The organism is Nocardiopsis valliformis DSM 45023, from assembly GCF_000340985.1.
GTDB lineage: Bacteria > Actinomycetota > Actinomycetes > Streptosporangiales > Streptosporangiaceae > Nocardiopsis > Nocardiopsis exhalans.
In genome coordinates, this window is record NZ_ANAZ01000015.1 from 164,351 (window position 1) to 188,329 (window position 23,979).

A 23,979-nucleotide genomic window follows, 5' to 3' on the forward strand; every position below is an offset into this window, starting at 1 on the left:
AACGGGTAGCCCACAGGGCAAGGACAGCGACCCTCCCGGAAGGAGCCGTAGTGAAACGCGCCCTGATCGTGGCAGCGGTGGTGGCGCTTGTACTGGTGGTGCTGGTGGGACTCATCTGGGCCTTGCAGAGATCGCTCGTCTTCGTCCCCATGGGCGGGGAGCCGCCGCCCGCCGCCGAGGTGATCGAGGGTGCCGAGGACGTCCGCCTACACACCGAGGACGGCCTCGAACTCGGTGCCTGGTTCGTCCCCCCACAGGACACCGACCGTGCCACCGACCGGGAGACCGCGGTCCTGGTGACCAACGGCAACGCGGGCAACCGGGAGAGCCGCGCTCCGCTGGCCCGCTCCCTGGCGGCCGAAGGGTTCTCCGTGCTGCTGTTCGACTACCGCGGCTACGGCGGCAACCCCGGCAGCCCCAGCGAGGCGGGGCTGGCCATGGACGCACGCGCCGCAGCCGACGCCCTGGCCGAACGCGGCTTCGACGCCGAGCACACCGTGTACTTCGGAGAGAGCATCGGCGCCGCCGTGGCCGCCAACCTGGCCGTCGAGCGCCCGCCCGCCGCGCTGTTCCTGCGCTCACCCTTCACTTCCCTGGCCGACATGGGCAACCACCACTACCCGTTGGTCCCCGTGCGACTGCTGCTCAGGGACGAGTTCCCGGTGGCCGAACGGGTCGCGGAACTCGATATGCCCACCACCGTGGTCGTCGCCGACGCCGACACCATCGTTCCCCCGGAGCAGAGCCACGAGGTGGCCGGGGCCAGCCCGAACCTTCACGAAGAGGTCGTGCTGGCCGGCACGGGCCACAACGACCCCGCGACGGTCCACGGCCCCGAGGTGGTCGCGGCGGTGGCCCGACTCGCTGACCACGCCCTCTGACCGAGCCCGAACCCCGCCGCGTGTTTCGTCACGGGCGGTTGCCAGCATGGGCAGGTCGGTTACCCCCCCCACACGAGCCTCGGGACGGCCAATGGACGCAGCGGACAGCACGGCGGGCAACTCAGCGGACGACGACAGCGCGGAGCGGAATTCGGGGAAACCCGGGAAGAAGAGCACCCGGCGGCGCTTCCTGCGCGGGGCCGCGGTGGTGGGCGGTCTGGGCCTGCTCGCCGGAGGCGGGTTGGTGGGCCACTACGTCGCCACCCTGTACAGCCCTCGGGCGGAACCGCACCGGGGCCGCCTTGCCCTCACCGGGGCAACGGTCCTGGTCGGCGAGGACCTGGAACCGCGCACGGACACGACGGTCCTGGTCACCGACGGGGTCATCACCGAGATCTCCGACGACGGCGACTTCACCCCTTCCGCGGACACCGAGACCGTGGACCTGAGCGGACACACGCTCATGCCCGGACTGATCGACCTGCACGTGCACCTGGGGTTCCCGCAACAGGAACCCGGGGATGAGCTGGGCGCGACCGACATGCCCGGGGTGGTCTACGAGATGGCGCGCTACGTGCCCTCCGCCCGCCGCGCGCTACTCGAACACGGTGTGACGACGGTGCGCGGGCTGGGCGACGACCACACCTGGATCATCGAGATGCGCCGGATGCTCCGTGACGGAGACCTGGAGGGACCGCGCCTGTACACGTCGGGTCCGCTGTTCACCACGCCCGCGGGTCACCCCGTGGCCACCTTCGGGGTGGAACCCGACTCCGGCACCGTCCGGCTGCCGTCCACTCCCGAGGAGGCCCGCGAGGCGGTACGCGAACTCGCCAGCGGCGACGACCCGGTGGACCTCGTCAAGGTGGTGCAGGAGCGGGGTGACACCGAAAGCATGGAGCTGGACCCGATCCCGACCGAGATCCTCGAGGCCATCGTGGCCGAAGCGCACGAGCACGGGCTCACCGTGACCGCGCACTGGGGTTCCGAGCCGGACCTGACCGACGCCCTGGCTGCCGGGGTGGACGGGCTCGAACACCTGGAGAGCCGCGGGGTCCTCGACGGCTGGCCCGAGGAGCTGCTGGCCGAGTTGGTCGAGCGGGACATCCCCGTCACCCCGACCCTGGCCGTCACCGAGGTGGCCGTCTCCGCGGAAGAGCACCGGGTGATCAGGGACCGGCTGGCGGAGCTGTACGAGGCGGGCGGCCGGATTGTGGCCGGAAGCGACGCCGCCGTGCCCGGGGTGCGCTTCGGCGACGGCCTGCACCGGGAACTGGAGCTGCTGGCCGACAGCGGGCTGGGCCCACACGCAGCGCTGCGGGCCGCGACCAGCGAGGCCGCCCGGGTGCTCGGCACCGACCACATCGGCGCGATCGAGGTGGGCCGCGCCGCCGACCTTCTCGCCCTCACCGGCGACCCGCTGGCCGACATCAGCCGGATCCGCGAGGTGGCCTCGGTCTACCGGGACGGCCGTCAGGTGGTGTGACCGCGGCGGACCGCCTCGCCGACCACGTCCTCCGGCCGGGGCGTCCGCTGGGCGGATACCACATTCCCACCCCGCGCGGCAGTCCCCGGGAATCAGCGGACTGCGACGGAAAACCGGCACCGGTGACTGTTAATGACGTTTCCCGAGGCCCGGGTAAAAAGGATCTTGAACCACGAAAATGATCTTTCCCGAAGCTGTCCCATTTCGGCCACTTCTCTCTTTTTTCTGCGGAATTGCCGTTAAATCTTGGCGTGGGCGGCGAACCATGGAACCCGTTCCCCCTGCGCCACATTCGTTTCCCTTTCTGGAGACTCCATGAGGGCATCCCTCGCCGAGACCCCCTCCGCCCCCAGCCACGGACCCCTGACTCGGGTCCTGACCGTCTGCATCGCCGTGATCCTCACGATCGGCCTCTGCTCGGTCCCCGCGCACGCCGACTACTACTCCGGTGGAGTGGGCAGTCCCCGCTTCAGCGTCCGGTACACCGGTGTCAACGACACCTACGTGAACCGTTTCAACACCTCTCGCGGGAACTGGAACCGGACCACGAACACGAACGTGTCGATCACCCGCTCCACCAGCTCCTCGGTCAACCGCACCATGACCGCCGCACGCTACAACGACAGCTGGTACGGCCTGTACACGCCCTCGGGCACGAGGAACAACCGTCGTTTCGTCATCAGGGTCAACGCCCGCACCCTGGCAAGAGACTCCGGAAGCAACATGACGGCCTGGATCCTCAGCACAACGGTGCACGAACTGGGGCATGCGCTCTCCCTGGCGGACAACCCCAGAACGTCCAGCCTGTCGATCATGAAGCACAACCGGAACAGGACGCGCACCACACCGTACGCGTACGACGTCTCGGAAGTCCGCCGCATCTACTGAGGAGAGAAGCCATGAGAGGAAACACCGCCACCGCGGCGGCAAGCCTGACAGGCCTGATCCTGGCGCTCTCCGCGTGCACCGCGCAGAGTGGCGAGAATGCCGACGAAGGCTCCCCCGTCGTCTACTACACCGACTATCCGGTCTTCGACACACCGGCGGACCTCTCTTCCGCCTCCGATCTGGTCGTCGAAGGCATCATCACGGGTTCGGAGGTCCAGGAGCTGGACATCCTGGCCCCGCCGGAGGAAGGGCTCAGCGCCGAGGAGGACCCGGGGCTCGGCGCGCCGGACGCCCCCGACGAGGTCCTGCTCGTCTACACCGTTCACCGGGTCGAAGTGACGTCAGTCCTGGCAGGAGAAGCCGAGGTCGGCCAGAGCATCGAGGTCAAGACACTTGGCGGCACCCTGGACGGAGTGGTCTACGCGGAGGACGACCCCGCCGAACTGGACCGGGGCGCGCCCCAGGTGCTGTTCCTCAGCGGGGAGGCCGACGGAGGGACTCCCTTCTCACTCGTCAGCTCCACCCAGGGCGCCTACACCCTCGAATCCGACGGGAGCCTCGAACCGGTGAGTGTGCAGAATCCGGTCGTGATCAGCGAGGACGAGGCGGCGGAGATCTTCGACCTCGAATAACGGCCCCCGGGAAACCGGCTTCCATTCATCACCCCGCCCTCGGAGACGAAAAAACCCGGGGAGCGGGGAACCCTTTTTCTGAAAATTGGGTCCTATACCAGCGCGGTCTCATTCGAGACTCCCACCGAAGGGTCATCAGCATGGGAAAGATCATTTCCGCCGCGGCGACGTGCGGCGTACTGTTCGCCGCCCTGGCGCTCGGAGGCACAGCATGCTCCTCAGACGGAGGGGGAGACCGGTCCGAGGCAACCAGCGACTATCCCTCGTACTCCTCGGCCGGGGAACTCCTCGGCGCCGCAGACCTGGTCGTCGAGGCCGCCCTGGAGGGGACACGGACCGAGGATATCGACGTCTCCGAGGAGGGCGGTCAGGAGCCGGTCGAGTACACCGTGCACACGTTCACCGTGTCCGAAGTGCACAAGGGAGAGCTGTCCGACAGGCGGGTCGAGGTCAAGCGGGCCGTCGACACCTCCGGGCCGGAGCTGGTCGAGGGCTCCGCCTACGTGCTCTTCCTGGAGACCTACGGGGACGACGTGCCGCCCTCGCTGGTCAACCCGGATCAGGGCGCCCACCTGGTCGGTGACGACGGGGAGTTGGAGCCGGTGGGCGGATCACTGGAGGTGGACCGCGACGACCTCAGCTGACGGGACTCCTTCTACACCGGCAGGACGTCCATCGCCCAGGCCGGGGCCAGCACGAGGATCAAAAAGCGCGCGGTGCGGGTGACGAAGGTGATCACGCAGAACAGCACGAGGTTCATCCGCAGGACCCCGGCCAGGACGGAGACCACCATGAACGGCGGCACGCTGGCGAAGGAGCTGAGGGCGAGCAGGCCCGCACCCCAGGCGGGGCGTGCCTCGGCCTTGGCCCGCCAGCGGTTCACCCGCTCCGACCACTTGCCGGGGGTGGCCGCCTGGCGCTTGAGCCAGGGCGCCGAGATCGTCCCGTACCCCACGTAGTAGTAGGGGATCTTGCCGAGGGTCTGGCCCACGGCGGCGGCCACCGCCATCGCGACGAGGGCGCCGTCGTCCAGAACGGCGACGGCGCCCAGCAGGTACAGCTCGATGTTGATGAGCGGGACCAGCCCCGCCGCGGTGGCCACCACGAAGGCCAGGGCGGTCTCGACCACGTCGGCCCGCTTCCCGTTACTTCTCGGCGGCGGCGAGCTGCCCGCAGGCGCCGTCGATCTCCTGGCCGCGGGTGTCGCGGACGGTCACCGAGACCCCGTGGGACTGGAGCCGCCGGACGAACTCGCGCTCGTCCTCGGGGCGCGAGGCCGTCCACTTCGACCCCGGGGTGGGGTTGAGCGGGATGAGGTTGACGTGCACCAGGTGGCCCTTGAGGAGCTTGCCGAGCAGGTCGGCCCGCCAGGCCTGGTCGTTGATGTCCTTGATCAGCGCGTACTCGATGGACACGCGGCGGCCGGTGGTCCCGGCGTAGCGCCAGGCGGCGTCCAGGACCTCCTCGACCTTCCACCGGGTGTTGATCGGGACCAGCTCGTCGCGCAGCTCGTCGTCCGGGGCGTGCAGCGAGATCGCCAGGCGGACCTGCATCTTCTCGTCGATGAGCTTATTGATCGCCGGGACCAGGCCGACCGTGGAGACGGTCACGCCGCGCTGGGAGATGCCCAGGCCGTTCGGGACCGGGTCGGTGATCTGACGGCAGGTCTGGAGCACCCGCTTGTAGTTGGCCATCGGCTCGCCCATGCCCATGAACACGATGTTGCTGATCCGCCCCGGGCCTCCGGCGACCTCGCCGCGGGCCAGGTCGCGGGCGCTGGCGACCACCTGGTCGACGATCTCGCCGGTGGACAGGTTGCGGGTCAGCCCCGCCTGGCCGGTGGCGCAGAACGGACAGTTCATCCCGCAACCGGCCTGGGAGGAGATGCACAGGGTGACGCGGTCCGGGTAGCGCATCAGCACCGACTCGAACATCACCCCGTCGAAGGCCTTCCACAGGGTCTTGCGGGTCATCCCGTTGTCACAGGTGATGTGCCGGACCGGGGTGAGCAGCGTGGGCAGCAGCGCCTCGCCGAGCTTCTCCCGGGAGGACTCCGGGAGGTCGGTCATCTTCGCGGTGTCCGACTCCAGCCCGCCGTAGTAGTGCTTGGCGATCTGTTTGGCCCGGAAGGGCTTCTCGCCCAGCTCCTTGACGACCTCCTGCCGCTCTTCGGGGCTGAGGTCGGCCAGGTGCCGGGGCGGCTTGGCACGGCGGGGTGCGACGAATGTGAGCTCGGCGGGCATAAGGATCCGTAAGGAGTGGAGTCGGTGGACTGCGCCCGGTGCGGGAGGGATGTGGCGGCACGGGTCGTTATACGACCTATACGCGACTGCTGTGCTGCTCCGCCTGTCAGGGCACTACCGTCGATTCTACTTACCCTGTGGACAGCCCGGGCGGATCCGTCCCGACCGGTCTTTCACTGGCAGCATGACACTGACAACACGACACCCCGTCGGCGCGTGGGAGGGCCGGTGACCGAGATCGACGTCCTGCTCGACGAGATCAGCCCCTACCAGAGCCGTCGCGTCGTCGTCGAGTGCGACTCCCACACCACGGCCGCCTACCTGTTGGACGCCCGTGAGCGGATCCGGGTGCCGGTGTGGCTGGCCAACCACGAGGCCGCACCCCGCGACAGCGAGTCGAGCGGCCTCTACCGGGGGCAGGCCCCGCTGATGCCGGAGGCCTACACCAAGCACCCCCAGGGGCGCCCCCGCTTCGACCCGGCCACGCTGCGCGCGGTGTGGTTCGAGGAGGGCGACGGGGTGGCGCTGGTGGACGAGGAGGGCCTGCTCGCGGTGATACCGGGCTGGGCCGAGGCCGACAGCGGTCTGCCGGGGTACGCCCGTGAGGCGATCGGGCGCAGCGCCTACGCCTGGGAACTGGACTCGGTCAAGAACCAGCTGTGGCCGCGGGTGGTGCACGCCGAGGCCTACTGGGACTGGCGGCGCGCCTCAGGCGCCTGGCGCAGTGTGCAGCGGACCGTCCTGAGCCACCTGAACCGCCGGATCGGCGAGCCCGGCCACTACTGGGACGTCTCTGACGGGCACCCGCCGCTGCTTCGGGTCTCGGAACGGCCCCCCTCGGAGGAGCGCCCCTACACCGTGCTCTCCACCGTGGGTATGTGCGGCCAGCGGATGCCGACCCTGGACCGGTACATGGCCGACACCTCCCACCACGCCCGGGTGGAACTGGCCCTGGCCACGACTCTGCCCGCGCACCACGCGGCGCGGATCTTCCGGTGGATCGGCGCATTCCCTTGGCGGGCGGTCACGTGGTTCGGCACCGGGCACACAGTCAAGTGGCTGGACAACCCCGAGGACCGCTCCATGCGCGGCGGCGCGGGCGCGGTCCTGCTGCTGGAGGACCCGAGCCCCCTGGTCACCGACCCGGCCCACCTGCCGCCGGACACCTCCGGACTGACCTTCCAGGGCGACCCGGTGCGGTGGCTGTGGATCGTGCCGATCACCCGCCCCGAACACCTCTTCGCCAAGGAGCACGACAGTGCAACCCTGGTGGAGAAGCTGGCCGCCGAGGGCCGCAGCTGGGTCTTGGGCCGGTAGTACACCCCAGCGCTGGGTCCTAGGGCGATAGCCCCCCGTCCTCGGAAAACCGGTTGACCCACGCCTCCGGCTCGGGAAGGGTGCTCCGGTCGGCAGGCTGACCGGGGGGACGGAGCATGGCAGGGACGCGGGGCCCGGCCCCGGGCATCATGGCGCCGCTGGCCCACGCGCCCTTCCGCACCCTGGTCGCGGGCCGGGTGCTGATGCTCTTCGGCAACGGCATGGCGACGGTCGCGCTGGCCTTCGCCGTGCTGGACGTGACCGGATCCCTGGCCCAGGTGGGCCTGGTGGTGGGCGCACGCTCGATCGCCAACGTGGCTCTGCTCCTGCTCGGCGGGGTCCTCGCCGACCGGCTGCCACGGGCCCTGGTGGTCCAGGGCGCCTGCGTGCTGGCCGCGCTCACCCAGGGGCTGCTGGCGCTGACCCTGCTCACCGGAACCGCCACGCTCGCGGTGATGATGGTGCTGAGCGCGCTGAACGGGGCCGCGGCCGCCGCCAACCTGCCCGCCCTGGCGGCGCTGACCCCGCAGACCGTTCCGCACACGCTGCTGCGCCAGGCCAACGCGCTGGCCGGGATCGCCAAACAGCTGGGCATGTTCGCCGGGATGTCGGCGGGCGGTGTGTTGGTGGGCCTGGTCGGCCCGGGGTGGGCGATCGGCGTCGATGCGCTGCTGTTCGCCGCGGCCGGGACGGTCTTCCTCTTCCTGCGGGTGCCCTCGACGGCGGTGCCGGGCGGCGGCGGTGTGCTGCGCGACCTGCTGGACGGGTGGAGCGAGTTCGTGGCCCGGCCGTGGGTGTGGATCATCGTGCTGCAGTTCATGGTGGTCAACGCCGGATGGTCGGCGACCACCAGCGTGCTGGGCCCGGGTATCGCCGACGAGACGTTCGGCCGGACCACCTGGGGCCTGGTGATGGCCGCCAACAGCGTGGGGCTGCTGGTCGGCGGGATCCTGGCGGCCCGTTGGCAGCCGCGGCGCGCGCTCTTCTTCGGGACTTCGCTGGTCACACTCCAGACCCTGCCGTTCTTCGTCCTGGCCGATCCCGCTCCGGTGGTGCCGTTGCTGTTCGCCGCGATGTTCCTGGGCGGGGTGGCGGTGGAGCAGTTCAGCGTGGCCTGGGAGGTGTCGGTGCAGGAAAACATCCCGCCGGAAAGGCTTTCCCGGGTCTACTCCTACGACGCGCTGGGCTCGTTCGTGGCGATGCCGGTGGGCCAGATCGCGATCGGCCCGGTGGCCGAGGCGATCGGGCCGGGGCGATCCATCCTCATCGTGGCCGGCCTGACCGTCACGGCCACCCTGGCGGCGATCGCCGCCCCCAGCGTGCGCTCACTGCGCCGTCGCTGACGGAGCCGTTGACGATCGCACCGTCGGTGAGATGCGCCCCGCGCCGCGCCGGTCGCGCACCTGGCTGAAGACCTGGTGGAGGCGGGCCATCTCCTCCTCGTCGAAGCGCTCCACGAACCGCAGCAGGGTCGCACCGGGGTCGGGGCCGGTGTCGAGCACCTCCCCCATCACTCTGGCGGTGTACTCGGCGTGGCTCTCCCTGGCCCAGTAGACCCAGGCCCGCCCGGCCTTCTCCCGGTCCACCAGGCGCTTGTGGAAGAGGATGTTCGCGACCGTCATGACGGTCGTGTAGGCGACGTCCCGGTCGTAGACCATGTTCTCCCGGACCCCGCGCACGGAGAGCGGCACCTCCGTACGCCACAGGGCGCCCATGATGGCCGCCTCCAGTTCCCCGAGCCCTCTCATCGGCCTCCCACCCGCATGTGTCGGCGTTGACGTGGGGTGATCGTAGGCAGCGGGCGGACCCTCATGTGGCAGAACGGGGAAGAGCACACAGATCCGGACATCGCCGTCGTCGATCACCGGCGTTTCGCCGTCGAGCGCAGGTCGCGCGCCGTCGGTCGGGCACTGCCGGGACTGTTCCGTCACCGGTCGGCCGCCGCCAGGCCGCCGTTCAGCCGCGCCGACGTGGCTTGTGTTGGAATCGTGGTGCGCGCCACATCGGGGCTAACCGGAGGCGGTCACAGCAAAGCAGACCCAAAAACCCGACAAACAGGATCAAACGCTCCACTTCGACCACGCAAAGCAAGGGGACCGACACGTAGAGACAAGGTTCGTGTGAAAGATTGTTAGGTATCTCCCAGTTTCAACAAGACCGATGTTCCCGTCCGGGAGGTCTGTACAAGTAGCCTGGTACCCGACGAGTGCTGGCCAGGTCAGATTCTCCCTGTCAAGGGGAGCGACTTCATGCTTCTTTGAGCCCGCCTTGCCAGCAGCCACCCGTCTTTCCTACACATTCACAAGCGAGCTGCGGAAGTGGGCGATCTCCGCCGTGTCGTCTGAGGCGTCTCAACCCCTGACAGATTTCGGCCCGAACGAGTGGCTGGTCGAGGAGCTTTACCAGAAGTACCTCACCGACCCGAATTCGGTTGACAAGGCTTGGTGGAACTTCTTCGCGGACTACAAGCCCGCGGACTCGGCCAACGGGAAGGGTGGGGGAACTGCGGCCGCGAAGGCGCAGCCCGAGAAGGCCCCCGCCGCACCCGCGCCGAAGAAGAAGGCCGCTGCGGCCCCGGCACCCAAGAACACCGACGATGCACTCCAGGTCAACGAGGAGCGGCTGCGTGGCGCACCCGCCCGTACCGCGACCAACATGGAGTCCAGCCTGACCATGCCGACCGCGACGAGCGTGCGCGCGGTACCGGTCAAGCTGCTCTTCGACAACCGCATCGTCATCAACAACCATCTCCGGCGCGGCCGCGGTGGGAAGGTCTCCTTCACCCACCTCATCGGCTACGCCATGGTCAAGGCCGCCATGGCCATGCCCGAGATGAACTACTCCTACACGGAGATCGACGGCAAGCCCGGCGTCGCCAAGCCCGAACACGTGAACTTCGGCCTGGCGATCGACCTGCAGAAGCCGGACGGTTCCCGTCAGCTGGTCGTGCCCTCCGTCAAGAAGTCCGACGAAATGGACTTCAACGAGTTCTGGAGCGGCTACGAGGACCTGGTCCGCAAGGCCCGCAACAACAAGCTGGCCGTTCCGGACTTCCAGGGCACCACAATCAGCCTGACCAACCCGGGCGGCATCGGCACCGTGCACTCCGTGCCGCGCCTGATGCCCGGGCAGGGCACCATCCTCGCCGTCGGGGCCATGGAGTACCCGGCCGAGTTCCAGGGCGCGTCCCAGGACACGCTGAGCGAGCTGGGCATCAGCAAGGTCATGACGATCACGTCGACCTACGACCACCGGATCATCCAGGGCGCCCAGTCGGGTGAGTTCCTGCGCCGGATCCACCAGCTGCTGCTGGGCGAGGACGGTTTCTACGACGAGATCTTCAACTCGCTGCGTATCCCGTACGAGCCGGTCCGCTGGGTCCAGGACATCCACGTCAACACGGCGACCCAGCTCGACAAGACCACCCGGGTCCAGGAGCTGATCCACGCCTACCGCGTGCGCGGCCACCTCATGGCCGACACCAACCCGCTCGACCACGAGCAGCGCAAGCACCCGGACCTGGACGTGCTCGAGCACGGCCTGACCCTCTGGGACCTGGACCGCGAGTTCCCCACCGGGGGCTTCGGCGGCAAGCAGGTCATGAAGCTGCGCAACATTCTGGGCGTGCTGCGCGACACCTACTGCCGCACGGTGGGTATCGAGTACATGCACATCCAGAGCCCGGAGGAGCGGGAGTGGATCCAGTCGCACGTCGAGCGCGAGCACGAGAAGCTCGACCGCGACGAGCAGCTGCACATCCTGCACCGGCTCAACAGCGCGGAGGCCTTCGAGACCTTCCTGCAGACCAAGTACGTGGGTCAAAAGCGCTTCTCCCTCGAGGGCGGCGAGTCGCTGATCCCGCTGCTGGACGGTGTGATCTCCAAGGCCGCCAGGGACGAGCTGGACGATGTCGTCATCGGCATGGCCCACCGCGGCCGCCTGAACGTGCTGGCCAACATCTGCGGCAAGTCCTACGGGCAGATCTTCGGTGAGTTCGAGGGCAACCTCGACCCGCGCAGCGCGCACGGTTCCGGTGACGTCAAGTACCACCTGGGCACCGAGGGGACCTTCGAGACCCGCGAGGGCGACAAGATCCAGATCTCGCTGGCCGCCAACCCGTCCCACCTGGAGACGGTCAACCCGGTCGCCGAGGGCATCGTCCGCGCCAAGCAGGACGTGCTGGACAAGGGCCCCCACGGCTTCACCGTGCTGCCCATCCTCATCCACGGTGACGCGGCGTTCGCCGGTCAGGGCGTGGTCGCCGAGACGCTGAACCTGTCCCAGCTGCGGGGTTACCGCACCGGTGGCACGGTCCACGTCATCGTGAACAACCAGGTCGGCTTCACCACCTCGCCGACCGACAGCCGCTCCAGCGTGTACGCCACCGACGTCGCGCGGATGGTGCAGGCGCCGATCTTCCACGTCAACGGGGACGACCCCGAGGCCGTGGTCCGGGTCGCGCACCTGGCCTTCGCCTACCGTCAGGCGTTCAACAAGGACGTTGTCATCGACCTCGTCTGCTACCGCCGCCGCGGCCACAACGAGGGCGACAACCCCGCGTTCACGCAGCCGCTGATGTACGACGTCATCGACGCCAAGCGCTCCACCCGCAAGCTGTTCACCGAGTCCCTCATCGGGCGCGGGGACATCACGGTGGAGGAGGCCGAACAGGCCCTGCGCGACTACCAGACCGAGCTCGAGCGCGCCTTCACCGAGACCCGCGAGGTCGAGAAGAAGCCGATCGAGGCGGGCGCCGTGGTCAAGCCCGAGGTGTTCACCGAGTCCCGTCTGGACCACTCCAAGGTCGAGACGGCCATCAGCACCGAGACGGTCAAGCGGGTCATCGACACCCAGGTGACGATGCCCGACGGCTTCACGCCGCACCCGCGGCTGGCGCCGCAGCTGTCCCGTCGCGCCACGATGGTGGAGAACGACGCGGTCGACTGGGCCACCGGTGAGCTGCTGGCCTTCGGTTCGCTGCTGCTGGACGACCACCCGGTCCGCCTGATCGGCCAGGACAGCCGCCGCGGCACCTTCGGCCAGCGCCACGCCACGCTGATGGACCGCGAGACCGGCGAGACCTACACGCCGCTCAAGCAGTTCGACAACGGCACCACGAAGTTCCACGTGCACGACTCGCTGCTGAGCGAGTACGCGGCGCTGGGCTTCGAGTACGGCTACTCGCTGACCCGCCCGGACTCCCTGGTGATGTGGGAGGCGCAGTTCGGTGACTTCGTCAACGGCGCGCAGACCGTCATCGACGAGTACATCAGCGCCGGTGAGCAGAAGTGGGGCCAGCGCTCCAGCGTGACCATGCTGCTGCCGCACGGCTACGAGGGCCAGGGCCCGGACCACTCCTCGGCCCGTATCGAGCGGTTCCTGCAGCAGTGCGCGCAGGAGAACATGACCGTCGCGATGCCGAGCACCCCGGCGAGCTACTTCCACCTGCTGCGTTGGCAGGCGAAGTCGCCGTTCGAGCGTCCGCTCGTGGTGTTCACGCCCAAGTCGCTGCTGCGCCTGAAGGCCGCGACCTCGGCCGCCGAGGACTTCACCTCGGGCCACTTCCGGCCGCTGATCGGGGACGACTCGATCACGCCGGAGAAGGTCCGTCGCGTGGTCATCTGCTCGGGCAAGATCTACTACGACCTGGACGCGGCCCGTCGCAAGAGCGGCGACAAGCACACCGCGATCATCCGGGCGGAGCGGCTCTACCCGCTGCCGATCGAGGAGATCCGCGAGCAGCTCAAGGCCTTCCCGAACGCGGGCGAGGTCCTGTGGGTCCAGGAGGAGCCGGCGAACATGGGTCCGTGGCCCTTCGTCGCGCTGGTCTTCTCCGAGCAGCTCGACCGTCCGTTCACCCGGATCTCGCGTCCGGCCTCCTCCGCGCCCGCGGCCGGTTCGGCCAAGCGCCACGAGGCCGAGCAGCGTGCCCTGGTGGACACGGTGTTCCCGCCCGCCGAATAGGCCCGGGAACACGAGTAGGACTGGAAAACACTATGTACTACACCGATCGCGGGATCGAGGAGTTGGAGAACCGCCGCGGCGAGGAGGAGGTCAGTTTCGCCTGGCTCGCCGAGCAGCTGCGGGTGTTCACCGACATCAACCCCGAGTTCGAGACCCCGGTCGAACGACTGGCCACCTGGTTGGCCCGGTTGGACGACGAGGACGAGGAGTAGTCACACGGAGCCGCACTGACCGCCGAAAACGGCCGAGGGGCCCGGGTCATCACGACCCGGGCCCCTCGGCCGTTTTCGGCGGTCACACCGCGGTCGCGCGCTTCGGTCCTCCTCCTGAGAATGATCTTGCTACCAGAAGCAAGTTCGGCGCCGAACTTGCTTCTGGTAGCAAGATCACGGGGATTGGGGATAGCGGTCCGTGACGCCCGGCTCTCCGGGGCCGACCCCGAGCTCTCCCTGATCGGACCCTGAAATCCGCGACATATCTTGAGTTTGCCGGACTCGCGACATATCGTGAAGACATCGAGAGCGAGCGGAAAGGGTTCACGATGGCACGATGGACCATCGACAGTCCGATGACCCACACCTTGGACGGCATCGTCGCCCTGAAGGTGCGGATCGTCCACGGACAGGTCAACATCATCCCCACGGATGACCCGGTCACCTTCGAGATCACCGACATCGAAGGCGAGCCCCTGGAGGTCACCCAGGAGGCGGGCATCCTCACCATCCACTACAAGGACCTCACTGGCCAGGGCCTGCTGGACCGGCTCAAGCCCATCCAGCTGGGCGGATACCGGGACCTCTCCTCCCGCCGAGCCACGGTCAACCTCCGGGTGCCCCGGGAGTGCCCGGTGGAGGTGACCACAGCCAGCGCCCCCGTGGTGGCGGCCGGGCTGAACTCCCGCACCCGTATCCGCAGCGCCAGCGGCGAGGTCACCCTGGACCACGTCTCCGGTGAGGCCGACATCAACACCGCCTCGGGCGACGCCTCGGTGCGCAACCCGGGCGGCACCCTGGGCTTCAACAGCGCCACCGGACAGCTCGCGGTGGCCGGTGGCCGCCTGGCCGAGCTGCGCGCCAAGACCGCCTCCGGCCACGTTCTGGTCGACACGGACCTGGCGTCCTCCGCGCGGGTCCGGGTGAACACGGTCTCCGGCGAGGTGGCCCTGCGGGTGCCCTCGGAGAGCTCGGCCACCGTGGAGCTGCGCGCCGTCACCGGCAAGGTGGATTCCGACTTCGGTCTGGACCGCCGCACCGCCCCGGCCCGCAACTCCCTGAGCGGCAAGATCGGCGTGGGCGTTGACCCCGCCTCCATCAGCATCAACACCGTGTCCGGCCGGACCGCGCTGCTGCGGCGCGCGCCCGAAGCCCCGGCCGCGATCCCCGAGGGGGCCTGAATGAGCACCATCTTCGGCCACGGCAGACTCCGGCTGTACCTGCTCAAGCTGCTGGACGAGAGCCCCAAGCACGGCTACGAGATCATCAGCCTGCTCCGCGACCGCTTCCTGGGCGTGTACTCGCCCTCCCCCGGCACCATCTACCCGCGGCTCGCGCGGTTGGAGGAGGAAGGGCTGGTCACGCACACCGAGGAGGGCGGCCGCAAGGTCTACAGCCTCACCGACAAAGGGCGCGAGGAGCTGCGGGCCCGCGAGAGCGACCTGGACGACCTGGAGCGGGAGATCACCGACTCGGTGCGCGACATCGCCCGGGCCGTGAAGCAGGACGTGCGCGCGACCATCAGCTCCCTGCGCGACGAGCTCAAGTTCGCCTCGGGCGCGGCCCGCGGTTCGAGCGCTGAGCGCGACGCCAAGGACTCCGAGAGTTCGAAGAGTTCCGAGGAAGACAAGCGCGAGAAGCGCGAGCGCTGCGACGACAGCGGCATGTGGGCCCGCGAGTGGGAGCGGTTCGCCCAGGGTTTCGGCGCCTTCGGTGCCGCCTGGGGCAACCGCACCGACTCCGACCGCGACACCGAGGGCGGCTCCGAGCGCGAGGGCGGCGACCGCCCCGACTTCGAGCACGCCCTGCGGGACTTCTCGACCAAGGTCCGCGACATGGTGCGCGGGGCCGGTCAGGTCGGCGAGTCCGCCACCCACGACCTGCGCCGCATCCTCGACGACACCGTCGAGGTGATCCGCCGCGACCTGGGCCACTGGGGCCCGCCCGACCGGGGGCCCGGGGGCGCCGAGGACAAGGACTCCGCGCCCGGCGACTCCGGCCGGGACGCACCCGAGTCCCCTGAGCCCGAGGCCGCGAAGGACAAGGGGTCCGGCCCGGAGGACTCGGGCGCACACCCGATGCCGCCTTCGGGCGGCGACCCCTGGTCCGCCGCCACCGGCGAGGACGACCAGAAGAAGGACTGACCGGCGGGCGAGGGCCCGGAGGAGCACGCGGGGGCGTGCTCCTCCGGGCCCTTCGGTCGCGCATCATCCGACGGACGAGGAAGTACCGTTGCTGGTTCCGTACACGATCGAGCAGGACGGGGACGGGGTCTGGTGCGCCCACGCGGTGCTCCGGCCAGGGGTCTCCGCCCGCGGCGAGGGGGACACCCCGGATGCCGCCCTCGCCGAGCTGCGCGTGGCCTTCGCCCTCCTGACCGAGGAGCTCGACACGCCGGCGGAACTGATGTAAGGGTCAGAGCGAGGCCAGGGCCAGTAGGAGCGTAAGCCCGGCCAGAGGGTCTGCGGCAAGCTCGTCTCCTCCCGGGCGGCCCCGAGGTGTGCGTGGCCAGCTCCACCAACGTGATGTCGTCGAACCGCCGGGGCGGCGGGGCCGAGCCCGGGCAGTAGCTCCCGACTGTGGTGTCCAGGGTGGCCTCGACCCGATTCCACTGATCGACAATACCTAGTTAGGGTAAATTCGGATTGCCTAGGAGAGGGGGACCGCATGTCCCGCACCGTGCACATCCCATACACGATCGAACAAGACGAAGACGGAGTCTGGTGTGCCCACGCACTGCTCCGACCTGGCGTCGGTGCCCACGGCGAGGGGGACACCCCGGAGACGGCCATCGCCGACCTTCGGGAGGCGGTCAGCCTCATGATCGAGGAGTTCGGACCTCCTCAGGAACTCGAGCTCACTCTGGACGTCGCCTGATGCCGCCTGTACCGAGTGTTCGTGGTGACAAACTAGTCAAGGCGCTAGAGCGCGCGGGGTTTCACATGGTGCGTATTCGCGGCAGCCACCATGCGATGCGGCACCCGGACGGCCGAGGGACCTCTGTTCCTGTCCACGGGGGCCAAGACGTGGCGAAAGGCACGCTTCGAGGGATCCTCAAGGACTGTGGCATGAGTGTTGAGGAACTTCAGATGTTGCTGTGAGCGACGAGGGCCCGCGGACCGGTACGGTCCGCGGGCCTTGGCCGTGTGTTTCGGTGTGCCTAGCGGCGGGCGACGCCGTCCTGGCGGGCCTGGGCGGCGACGGCGGCGGAGACCGCCGGGACCACCCGCTCGTCGAAGGAGCTCGGGATGACGTAGTCGGCGCTCAGGTCGTCACCGACCAGCCCGGCCAGCGCCTTGGCGGCGGCCAGCTTCATGTTCTCGGTGATGTCGCTGGCCTGGACGTCGAAGGCGCCCCGGAAGACGCCCGGGAAGGCCAGCACGTTGTTGATCTGGTTCGGGAAGTCGCTGCGCCCGGTGGCGACGACGCTCGCGTACTTGCGGGCGACGTCCGGGTGCACCTCCGGGTTGGGGTTGGCCATGGCGAAGATGATGGCGTCCTCGGCCATCGTGGCCACGACCGACTCGGGGACCTCTCCGGCGGACAGGCCGACGAAGACGTCGGCGCCCTTGAGGGCGCTCTCGATGGAGCCCTGCAGACCGGCCTTGTTGCTGATCGAGGCCAGTTCCTGCTTGATCGGGGTCAGGCCCTCGCGGCCCTGGTAGATCATGCCCTTGGAGTCGGCCACGGCGATGTCGCCGATCCCGCCGTCGATGAGCATCTTGGTGACGGCGACCCCGGCGGCGCCCGCGCCGGAGACGACCACCCGCAGGTCGGCCAGGGTGCGGCCGGTGAGGCGGGCGGCGTTGTGCATCGCGGCGACGGTCACGATCGCGGTGCCGTGCTGGTCGTCGTGGAAGACCGGGATGTCCAGGCGCTCGCGCAGCTTGGCCTCGATCTCGAAGCAGCGCGGGGCGGCGATGTCCTCCAGGTTGATGCCGCCGAAGGACGGCGACATGCGCACGACGGTCTCGACGATCTCGTCGGTGTCGGTGCAGTTGAGCGCGATCGGCACGGAGTCGACACCGCCGAACTGCTTGAACAGCAGCGACTTGCCCTCCATGACCGGCAGGGAGGCCTCCGGTCCGATGTTGCCCAACCCGAGCACGGCGGTGCCGTCGGTGACGACGGCGACCAGGTTGCTCTTCCAGGTGTAGGTCTCGACCAGTTCGGCGTCCTCGGCGATCGCGTCGCAGACGCGGGCGACGCCGGGGGTGTAGGCGAGGGACAGGCCCTCATGGTCACTGACGTCCACGGTGGAGGTCACCTGTAGCTTGCCGCCGCGGTGCATGGCGAAAGCCGGGTCCTCGTCCAGATGGGACGTGTTCTGGGTACGCGAAGAAAAGGTGGTCACTACTCAAACCCCTCGGTCTGATGCTACGTCCCGCGTCGGCCATGACGAGGGACGGTGGGCAACGGATCACGCGCGAAGACGTAAGGGTGCTAGGGGAGCCCTTCACGGCGCCGGTCGGCCATGACCGGTGGTGTTCGCCGGAAGGGACGGTCTTCGCTGGACTCTTATCCGAGTACTGCGCGTCCGCATCTCACGGGGATGACCCGTTACGCAATCCTCTCACAACGGTGACCAGAGGAAAATCGCGGGTGGACACGATGGGATGTTACCGACGTATCGCCAGATCAAGCATAATGTCCTGCATCCCGACATCGGCAGTCCGCGTTCACCGTCGCACCCGGTTCTGACCAGGCACTCCGTGCTCCCAGAAGGAGACCCCACATGGCACTGCGCAAGCCCCACTCCGGGCCGTTCGCCCTCGGCGCCCTGGCCGCCGCCGGCATCCTGGCCCTGACAGCGTGCGGCAACGGTGGGGAGGGTGCCGACGACTCGGCAGCACCCGAGGTCTCCGCCGACGAGGAGCTCGCCGCCCTGGTCCCCGACGAGATCCGCGAGGCCGGTTCCGTCTCCATCGGCGTCGAGGCCGAGTACCCGCCCGGCGAGTACCTGGACGAGGACGGCGAGACCGTCCTGGGCTTCAACGTCGACCTGGTCACCGCCGCCCTGAGCAAGCTCGACCTCGAGGCCGAGTGGGTCCCCGCCAACTTCGACGCGATCATCATCGGCGTCGACAGCGGCCAGTACACCCTCGGCGCCTCCTCCTTCACCATCAATGAGGAGCGCATGGAGACCGTGAACATGGTCAGCTACTTCTCCTCCGGGACTCAGTGGTTCTCCCTGGCCGGCAACCCCGAGGACATCGACCCCGACAACGCCTGCGGCCAGCGCATCGCCGTGCAGACCGGTACCACGCACGACGCCGACGCAGAGGCCCGCAGCGAAGCCTGCGTCGAGGCGGGCGAGGACGCCATCACGATCGAGAAGTTCCCGAACCAGCAGCTGGCCACCACCAGCGTGATCTCCGGGGTGAACGACGCCTCCCTGGCCGACCTGCCCACCTCGCTGTTCGCCCTGCAGGAGACCGGCGACCAGCTCGAGTTCATCGGTGAGCAGTACGACGCCGCACCGTACGGCGTCGTCGTCAACCAGGAGGACACCGAGCTGGCTGACGCCCTGGCCGCCGCGTTCAACGCCATCATGGAGGACGGCACTTACGACACCGTCCTCGAGGAGTGGGGTATCGAGACCGGCGCCATCGACACCTCCGAGGTCAACCCCTCCGTCGAGGAGTAGGCCTCGAACCGCCCCGCCGCACGCCGAGCTCGCACAGGGCCGGCGTGCGGCCGTTTCACCCGGATCCGTCCGGGCGCCCGCCACTAGCGAAAGTCTGATCCGTGACGTCACCGAGTGCATCGGCGGACGATCCGGGGTCGAAGGAACCGACCCGGAGCCGTTCGGCCGACCCGATCACCGCCGTCCCCGTCCGTTACCCGGAACGCTGGGTCGCCGCCGGAATCGTGCTGGTCCTCGCCGCGATGTTCGTGAACATGCTGATCACGAACCCGGCGTTCAACTGGCCCTTCATGTTCGACCACATGTTCTCGGACCCGGTCCTGCGTGGTGTCTGGGTGACCCTCAGCGCCACCATCCTGGCCATGATCATCGGCATCCTGCTGGGCGTCATCCTCGCGATCATGCGCCTGTCCGGGAACCCGGTCCTGGTCTCGGTCTCCTGGATGTACACCTGGTTCTTCCGCGGCGTGCCCCGCCTGGTGCTGGCGGTGCTCTTCGGCAACATCGCCATCCTGTACTCGACCATCCACATCGGGCTCCCGTTCGACAACTACTGGATGCCGTGGCTGGGTCTGGAGGGCGACGCACGCTTCTTCGAGATCGACGTCCGCACGCTGCTGAGCGGCTACATGGCCGGTCTGCTCGCCCTGGCCCTATCCGAGGGCGCCTACATGGCCGAGATCATCCGTGCGGGCCTGCAGTCGGTGAACAAGGGCCAGACCGAGGCCGCCCAGGCACTCGGGATGAGCCGGAGCAAGATCATGCGGCGCATCACCCTGCCGCAGGCGATGCGCGTGGTCATCCCGCCCACCGGCAACGAGACCATCGCGATGCTCAAGGACACCGCCCTGTTGGCGTACGTGCCGGTGACCATCGAGCTCTTCTACCAGCTCCAGGCGGTCGGTACCCGCACCTACCAGATCTTCCCGATGCTGGTGGCGGCGTGCCTGTGGTACCTGGCGATCACCAGTGTCCTGATGGTCGGCCAGTACTTCATCGAACGCAGGTTCAGCCGGAGTGAGCGCGGGGTCCGGGACCGCATCGTGGGAGGGGCGCACTGATGACCGAGGAGAACGGCGTGACCGCGCACGACGGGGTCGTGGAGACCGCTGAGGGCGCGGAGCTGCCCGCGGACGCCCTCGTGGTGGCCGAGGACGTGCACAAGAGCTTCGGGCGCCTGGAGGTGCTCAAGGGTATCGACCTGGAGGTCAAGCGCGGCGAGGTCATGTGCATCGTCGGCCCCTCAGGGTCGGGCAAGTCCACGTTCCTGCGCTGCATCAACCACCTGGAGAAGCTCACCGCGGGCCGCCTGTGGGTCAACGGCGAGCTGATGGGCTACCGGCAAAAGCGCGGCCGCCTGTACGAACTGCGCGACGGTGAGATCGCCGCGCAGCGCAGCGACATCGGGATGGTCTTCCAGAGGTTCAACCTGTTCCCGCACCTGACCGTGCTCGGCAACGTCACCGAGGCACCGGTCCAGGTCAAGCGGGTTCCGCGGGCGAAGGCCACCGCGCACGCCATGGAACTGCTGGAACGAGTCGGGCTGCCGGACAAGGCGCACGCCTACCCCGAGCAGCTCTCCGGCGGCCAGCAGCAGCGCGTGGCGATCGCCCGCGCGCTGGCGATGGAGCCGTCGCTGATGCTGTTCGACGAACCCACCAGCGCCCTGGACCCGGAGCTGGTCGGTGAGGTCCTGGACGTCATGCGCGACCTCGCCAAGGGCGGTATGACCATGGTCGTGGTTACCCACGAGATGGGCTTCGCCCGCGAGGTCGGCGACTCGCTGGTCTTCATGGACGACGGCGTCGTGGTGGAGGCGGGGACCCCGGACGAGGTGCTCTCCAACCCCCAGCATGAGCGCACCCAGGCCTTCCTGTCTAAGGTCCTCTAGGAGCGACCGGTCCCACGGACCACCGTACGAATCACCGCGCGGAGCCCCGCGTTCCCCACCGGGAGCGCGGGGCTCCGTCATGTTCACCTCCGTGTCCAACGCTGTGTGCCCGCGTCGCCCTTGACCGGAGGGGCTCGCGGCCCCAAAGTCATCAGGGGGATCCCACCCGCCCCAGGGGAGAGGCATGAACGCGCGTACGGAGAAGGCCCGTGAGTTCTGGGAGGGCCGGGCGAAGAGATACGACACCGGGGCCCGGATCGAGCCTGCGGGTATCCGCAACACCCGCAGGCTCCTGTGCGGCGGCGCCAGGGGGCGCACCCTGGAGGTGGCCGTGGGCACCGGGATGAACCTGGAGCACTACCCGCCGCAGGTGAAGCTGACCGGGGTGGACCTGAGCCCCGCCATGCTGGAGCGGGCCCGGGAGAGAGCCGAGGAGCAGGGCCGCCCGGTGACCCTGGTGGAAGGCGACGCCCAGGAGCTGGACTTCGCCGACCAGTCCTTCGACACCGTGCTGTGCGCTCTGGCGCTGTGCACGATCCCCGACCAGGGGCGCGCGCTGGCGGAGATGCACCGGGTCCTGGCGCCGGGGGGCCGGCTGCTGCTGGTCGACCACATCGAGTACACCCGGTTCCCGTTCCGGCTCCGTGAGCGCCTGCGCAAGCACCCGCGCAGGCTGCCCCGGACCGTCGCGGAGGAGGCCGGGTTCGAGGTGGGCCACCACGACCGGCTGCTCTTCGGCATGGTGGAGCGGCTGGTCGCGCACCGGCCGCACTAGGAGAGGCGGGACAGCGGCGGCGCCAGGCGAGACGGGACAGCGGCGCCCTGACGGCGGGCCGGACCTCTGCTGACGGGCGAATCGTCCCTGGGCCCCGGCTGTCCCGCGAACCCCCTCCGTCCAGCGCATACTCTGGGGAGCGACCGTAGCCGTAGCTCCGCTCCCGAGGTGGTCCGATGATCCGTCCTGCCCGACCCGACGACGTTCCCGTCATCCACGGGATGATCCGGGAGCTCGCGGAGTACGAGAAGGAACCCGACGCGGTCGTCGCCACCGAGCAGGACCTGCACACCGCCCTGTTCGGACCGGACGCCGCGGTGTACGCGCACCTCGCCGAACACACAGATTCCGACGGCACCCCGGTCGCGGCCGGGTTCGCCCTGTGGTTCCGCAACTACTCCACCTGGACCGGCAGGCACGGTATCTACCTGGAGGACCTGTATGTCCGGCCCGAGCTGCGCGGCCACGGATACGGGCAGGCCCTGCTGAAAAACCTCGCCCGGATCTGTGTGGAGCGCGGCTACACCCGTCTCGAATGGTCGGTTCTGGACTGGAACCTTCCGGCGATCGGGTTCTACGAGACCCTGGGTTCAACGCCCATGGACGAATGGACGGTCCGCCGTATGGACGGCGACGCGCTGGCCGCACTGGGCTCTGAGAAGGGCTGAGCCAGGCCATTCGTCTCGTGTTCGGGCCTCTGGCCGGACACGATCTGTTCTCCCTGCGTCAGTGGCAGGGTGAAACGAGATACATTGCTCTCAAGCGGCAACCTCGCCCCCCGAAGGAGGGACGTGACCGAAGAAACCGCTGTGCCCACGGCCGATGCCACCGGTGTACGCGACGCTGTCACCGTCAACATGCCTGCCGACAGCGCTTACCTGTCTGTCCTGCGCACGGCGACGGCAGGGCTGGCCGCCCGACTCGACTTCACCCTCGACGAGATCGAGGACCTGAGGATCGGGGTCGACGAGGCCTGCGCGATGCTCCTCTCACAGGCGCTGCCCGGCACAGAACTGACCACGGAATTCGAACTCACCCCCGAGGGGATGCGCATATCCGTCTCGGTGCTGACCGCGGACGGCCGCCTTCCCGCCCGTGACACCTTCGCCTGGACCGTCCTGTCCGCTCTCGCGGGGGATGTCGACGCGGGGGTCGGTCCGGACGACCGCGTCTACATCGTCCTGTACAAACGCCGAGGCACCCTGGAGCCGGCGTGAGCGAAAGGGGGCCCGCTCTGACAGCGAAGACCGAGCACGCGGTGCCCGACCGGGCGCGCGCGAGAGAGTTGTTCGAGCGCCTTAACGAACTCGACGCGGACGCACCTGAGCGCCGGGCGATCCGTGACGAGCTGGTGGAACTCCACCTGCCGTTGGTGGAGTACCTGGCCCGACGGTTCCGCAACCGCGGTGAGTGGCTGGACGATCTCACCCAGGTGGCCACGATCGGGCTGATCAAGTCCATCGACCGGTTCGACCTGGAGCGCGGGGTGGAGTTCTCCACCTACGCGACCCCGACGATCGTCGGTGAGATCAAGCGTCACTTCCGGGACAAGGGCTGGGCGGTACGGGTTCCCCGTCGCCTCCAGGAGCTGAAGCTCTCGCTGACCAAGGCGGTCAGCGACCTGTCTCAGCGGGAGGGGCGCTCCCCGACCGTCGCGGAACTGGCCGCGCACCTGCAGATGACCGAGGAGGAGGTGCTGGAGGGCCTAGAGTCCGCCAACGCCTACTCGACGGTCTCGTTGGACGCTCCCGACAGCGGTGACGAGGACGCCCCTGCGGTGGCCGACTCACTGGGGATCGTCGACGAGTCTCTGGAGGGCGTGGAGTACAGGGAGTCGTTGAAGCCGCTCCTGGAACAGCTGCCGCCCCGGGAGAAGCGCATCCTGCTGCTGCGCTTCTTCGGGAACATGACACAGTCGCAGATCGCCCAGGAGCTGGGAATCTCCCAGATGCACGTGTCGCGCCTGCTGGCGCGCACACTGGCGCAGCTGCGACAGGCACTCACCACGGACGACTGAAGTCTCCCGTGGCGGCCCCGGTGTCT

25 protein-coding genes are annotated in these 23,979 nt (G+C 68.8%); 21 read left to right on the forward strand and 4 right to left on the reverse strand.

Features of this window, described 5'->3' with window-relative positions; all coding sequences use genetic code 11:
- Positions 1–50: 50 nt before the first annotated feature.
- The 5 genes from D457_RS0117020 to D457_RS0117040 all read left to right on the forward strand — a co-directional run bounded on the left by D457_RS0117020 (position 51) and on the right by D457_RS0117040 (position 4,531).
- The gene (locus D457_RS0117020; protein ID WP_017581882.1) at positions 51–881 is read left to right on the forward strand and encodes an alpha/beta hydrolase; all 831 of its coding nucleotides are present in this window, start codon (positions 51–53) and stop codon (positions 879–881) included.
- 91 nt (positions 882–972) lie between these two features.
- Positions 973–2,367 (forward strand): amidohydrolase family protein, encoded by a 1,395-nt coding sequence (locus D457_RS0117025; protein WP_017581883.1) that lies wholly within the window; start codon positions 973–975, stop codon positions 2,365–2,367.
- A 315-nt stretch (positions 2,368–2,682) separates the two neighbouring features.
- Complete coding sequence (locus tag D457_RS0117030; RefSeq protein WP_017581884.1) at positions 2,683–3,255, forward strand: zinc metalloprotease; 573 nt, start codon at positions 2,683–2,685, stop codon at positions 3,253–3,255.
- A gap of 11 nt (positions 3,256–3,266) precedes the next feature.
- Positions 3,267–3,887, forward strand: a complete 621-nt coding sequence (locus D457_RS0117035) for a hypothetical protein (RefSeq protein WP_017581885.1) — start codon at positions 3,267–3,269, stop codon at positions 3,885–3,887.
- A 140-nt stretch (positions 3,888–4,027) separates the two neighbouring features.
- Positions 4,028–4,531 carry a hypothetical protein gene (locus D457_RS0117040; protein WP_017581886.1) on the forward strand — a complete coding sequence of 168 codons (504 nt, stop codon included), beginning with the start codon at positions 4,028–4,030 and terminating at the stop codon, positions 4,529–4,531.
- 11 nt (positions 4,532–4,542) lie between these two features.
- Here the strand turns inward: D457_RS0117040 and D457_RS0117045 are convergent, their stop codons facing one another.
- Complete coding sequence (locus tag D457_RS0117045; RefSeq protein WP_017581887.1) at positions 4,543–5,016, reverse strand: YqaA family protein; 474 nt, start codon at positions 5,014–5,016, stop codon at positions 4,543–4,545.
- A 16-nt stretch (positions 5,017–5,032) separates the two neighbouring features.
- Positions 5,033–6,130: a 23S rRNA (adenine(2503)-C(2))-methyltransferase RlmN gene (gene rlmN, locus D457_RS0117050; protein WP_017581888.1), complete on the reverse strand. Its 1,098-nt coding sequence runs from the start codon at positions 6,128–6,130 to the stop codon at positions 5,033–5,035.
- Between the two features lie 228 nt (positions 6,131–6,358).
- On the opposite strand from rlmN, the gene D457_RS0117055 reads away from it, so the two are divergent.
- Positions 6,359–7,447, forward strand: coding sequence for a suppressor of fused domain protein (locus D457_RS0117055; protein WP_017581889.1), 1,089 nt, complete (start codon positions 6,359–6,361; stop codon positions 7,445–7,447).
- A gap of 116 nt (positions 7,448–7,563) precedes the next feature.
- Positions 7,564–8,790, forward strand: a complete 1,227-nt coding sequence (locus D457_RS0117060; protein ID WP_026116732.1) for an MFS transporter — start codon at positions 7,564–7,566, stop codon at positions 8,788–8,790.
- Here the strand turns inward: D457_RS0117060 and D457_RS0117065 are convergent.
- Entirely contained in the window at positions 8,773–9,195 is a 423-nt protein-coding gene (locus tag D457_RS0117065; protein WP_017581891.1) for a BlaI/MecI/CopY family transcriptional regulator, read from the reverse strand. The two genes, D457_RS0117060 and D457_RS0117065, sit on opposite strands and share 18 nt — an antisense overlap.
- Before the next feature lie 586 nt (positions 9,196–9,781).
- Here D457_RS0117065 and D457_RS0117070 point away from each other — a divergent pair.
- The 7 genes from D457_RS0117070 (at position 9,782) to D457_RS34830 (ending at position 16,724) form a co-directional block, all read left to right on the forward strand.
- Complete coding sequence (locus D457_RS0117070; RefSeq protein ID WP_017581892.1) at positions 9,782–13,411, forward strand: multifunctional oxoglutarate decarboxylase/oxoglutarate dehydrogenase thiamine pyrophosphate-binding subunit/dihydrolipoyllysine-residue succinyltransferase subunit; 3,630 nt, start codon at positions 9,782–9,784, stop codon at positions 13,409–13,411.
- A 32-nt stretch (positions 13,412–13,443) separates the two neighbouring features.
- Complete coding sequence (locus D457_RS0117075) at positions 13,444–13,623, forward strand: DUF6104 family protein (RefSeq protein WP_017581893.1); 180 nt, start codon at positions 13,444–13,446, stop codon at positions 13,621–13,623.
- A gap of 329 nt (positions 13,624–13,952) precedes the next feature.
- A complete protein-coding gene (locus D457_RS0117080; RefSeq protein ID WP_017581894.1) occupies positions 13,953–14,804 on the forward strand; it encodes a DUF4097 family beta strand repeat-containing protein in 852 nt (283 codons plus the stop codon).
- Positions 14,805–15,767 carry a PadR family transcriptional regulator gene (locus D457_RS0117085; RefSeq protein ID WP_017581895.1) on the forward strand — a complete coding sequence of 321 codons (963 nt, stop codon included), beginning with the start codon at positions 14,805–14,807 and terminating at the stop codon, positions 15,765–15,767.
- An 88-nt stretch (positions 15,768–15,855) separates the two neighbouring features.
- On the forward strand, positions 15,856–16,035 hold the full coding sequence (locus D457_RS0117090; RefSeq protein ID WP_017581896.1) for a hypothetical protein: 180 nt from the start codon (positions 15,856–15,858) through the stop codon (positions 16,033–16,035).
- A 255-nt stretch (positions 16,036–16,290) separates the two neighbouring features.
- On the forward strand, positions 16,291–16,500 hold the full coding sequence (locus D457_RS0117095; RefSeq protein WP_017581897.1) for a type II toxin-antitoxin system HicB family antitoxin: 210 nt from the start codon (positions 16,291–16,293) through the stop codon (positions 16,498–16,500).
- Positions 16,500–16,724 (forward strand): type II toxin-antitoxin system HicA family toxin, encoded by a 225-nt coding sequence (locus tag D457_RS34830; protein ID WP_017581898.1) that lies wholly within the window; start codon positions 16,500–16,502, stop codon positions 16,722–16,724. Before D457_RS0117095 ends, D457_RS34830 begins: the two co-directional genes overlap by 1 nt.
- Before the next feature lie 59 nt (positions 16,725–16,783).
- Here D457_RS34830 and D457_RS0117100 read toward each other — a convergent pair whose 3' ends face one another.
- Positions 16,784–17,977, reverse strand: a complete 1,194-nt coding sequence (locus D457_RS0117100) for an NAD(P)-dependent malic enzyme (protein WP_017581899.1) — start codon at positions 17,975–17,977, stop codon at positions 16,784–16,786.
- Positions 17,978–18,358: 381 nt separating this feature from the next.
- On the opposite strand from D457_RS0117100, the gene D457_RS0117105 reads away from it, so the two are divergent.
- The 7 genes from D457_RS0117105 (at position 18,359) to D457_RS0117135 (ending at position 23,953) form a co-directional block, all read left to right on the forward strand.
- Positions 18,359–19,270 carry an ABC transporter substrate-binding protein gene (locus D457_RS0117105; RefSeq protein ID WP_017581900.1) on the forward strand — a complete coding sequence of 304 codons (912 nt, stop codon included), beginning with the start codon at positions 18,359–18,361 and terminating at the stop codon, positions 19,268–19,270.
- Between the two features lie 101 nt (positions 19,271–19,371).
- The gene (locus tag D457_RS0117110) at positions 19,372–20,331 is read left to right on the forward strand and encodes an amino acid ABC transporter permease (protein ID WP_017581901.1); all 960 of its coding nucleotides are present in this window, start codon (positions 19,372–19,374) and stop codon (positions 20,329–20,331) included.
- Entirely contained in the window at positions 20,331–21,161 is an 831-nt protein-coding gene (locus D457_RS0117115; RefSeq protein WP_017581902.1) for an amino acid ABC transporter ATP-binding protein, read from the forward strand. Before D457_RS0117110 ends, D457_RS0117115 begins: the two co-directional genes overlap by 1 nt.
- 184 nt (positions 21,162–21,345) lie before the next feature.
- Positions 21,346–21,936: a class I SAM-dependent methyltransferase gene (locus D457_RS0117120; RefSeq protein ID WP_017581903.1), complete on the forward strand. Its 591-nt coding sequence runs from the start codon at positions 21,346–21,348 to the stop codon at positions 21,934–21,936.
- Positions 21,937–22,112: 176 nt separating this feature from the next.
- The gene (locus D457_RS0117125) at positions 22,113–22,604 is read left to right on the forward strand and encodes a GNAT family N-acetyltransferase (RefSeq protein ID WP_017581904.1); all 492 of its coding nucleotides are present in this window, start codon (positions 22,113–22,115) and stop codon (positions 22,602–22,604) included.
- A 123-nt stretch (positions 22,605–22,727) separates the two neighbouring features.
- Complete coding sequence (locus D457_RS0117130; protein WP_017581905.1) at positions 22,728–23,153, forward strand: ATP-binding protein; 426 nt, start codon at positions 22,728–22,730, stop codon at positions 23,151–23,153.
- Positions 23,154–23,194: 41 nt separating this feature from the next.
- On the forward strand, positions 23,195–23,953 hold the full coding sequence (locus D457_RS0117135; protein WP_017581906.1) for an RNA polymerase sigma factor SigF: 759 nt from the start codon (positions 23,195–23,197) through the stop codon (positions 23,951–23,953).
- Positions 23,954–23,979 lie beyond the last annotated feature (26 nt).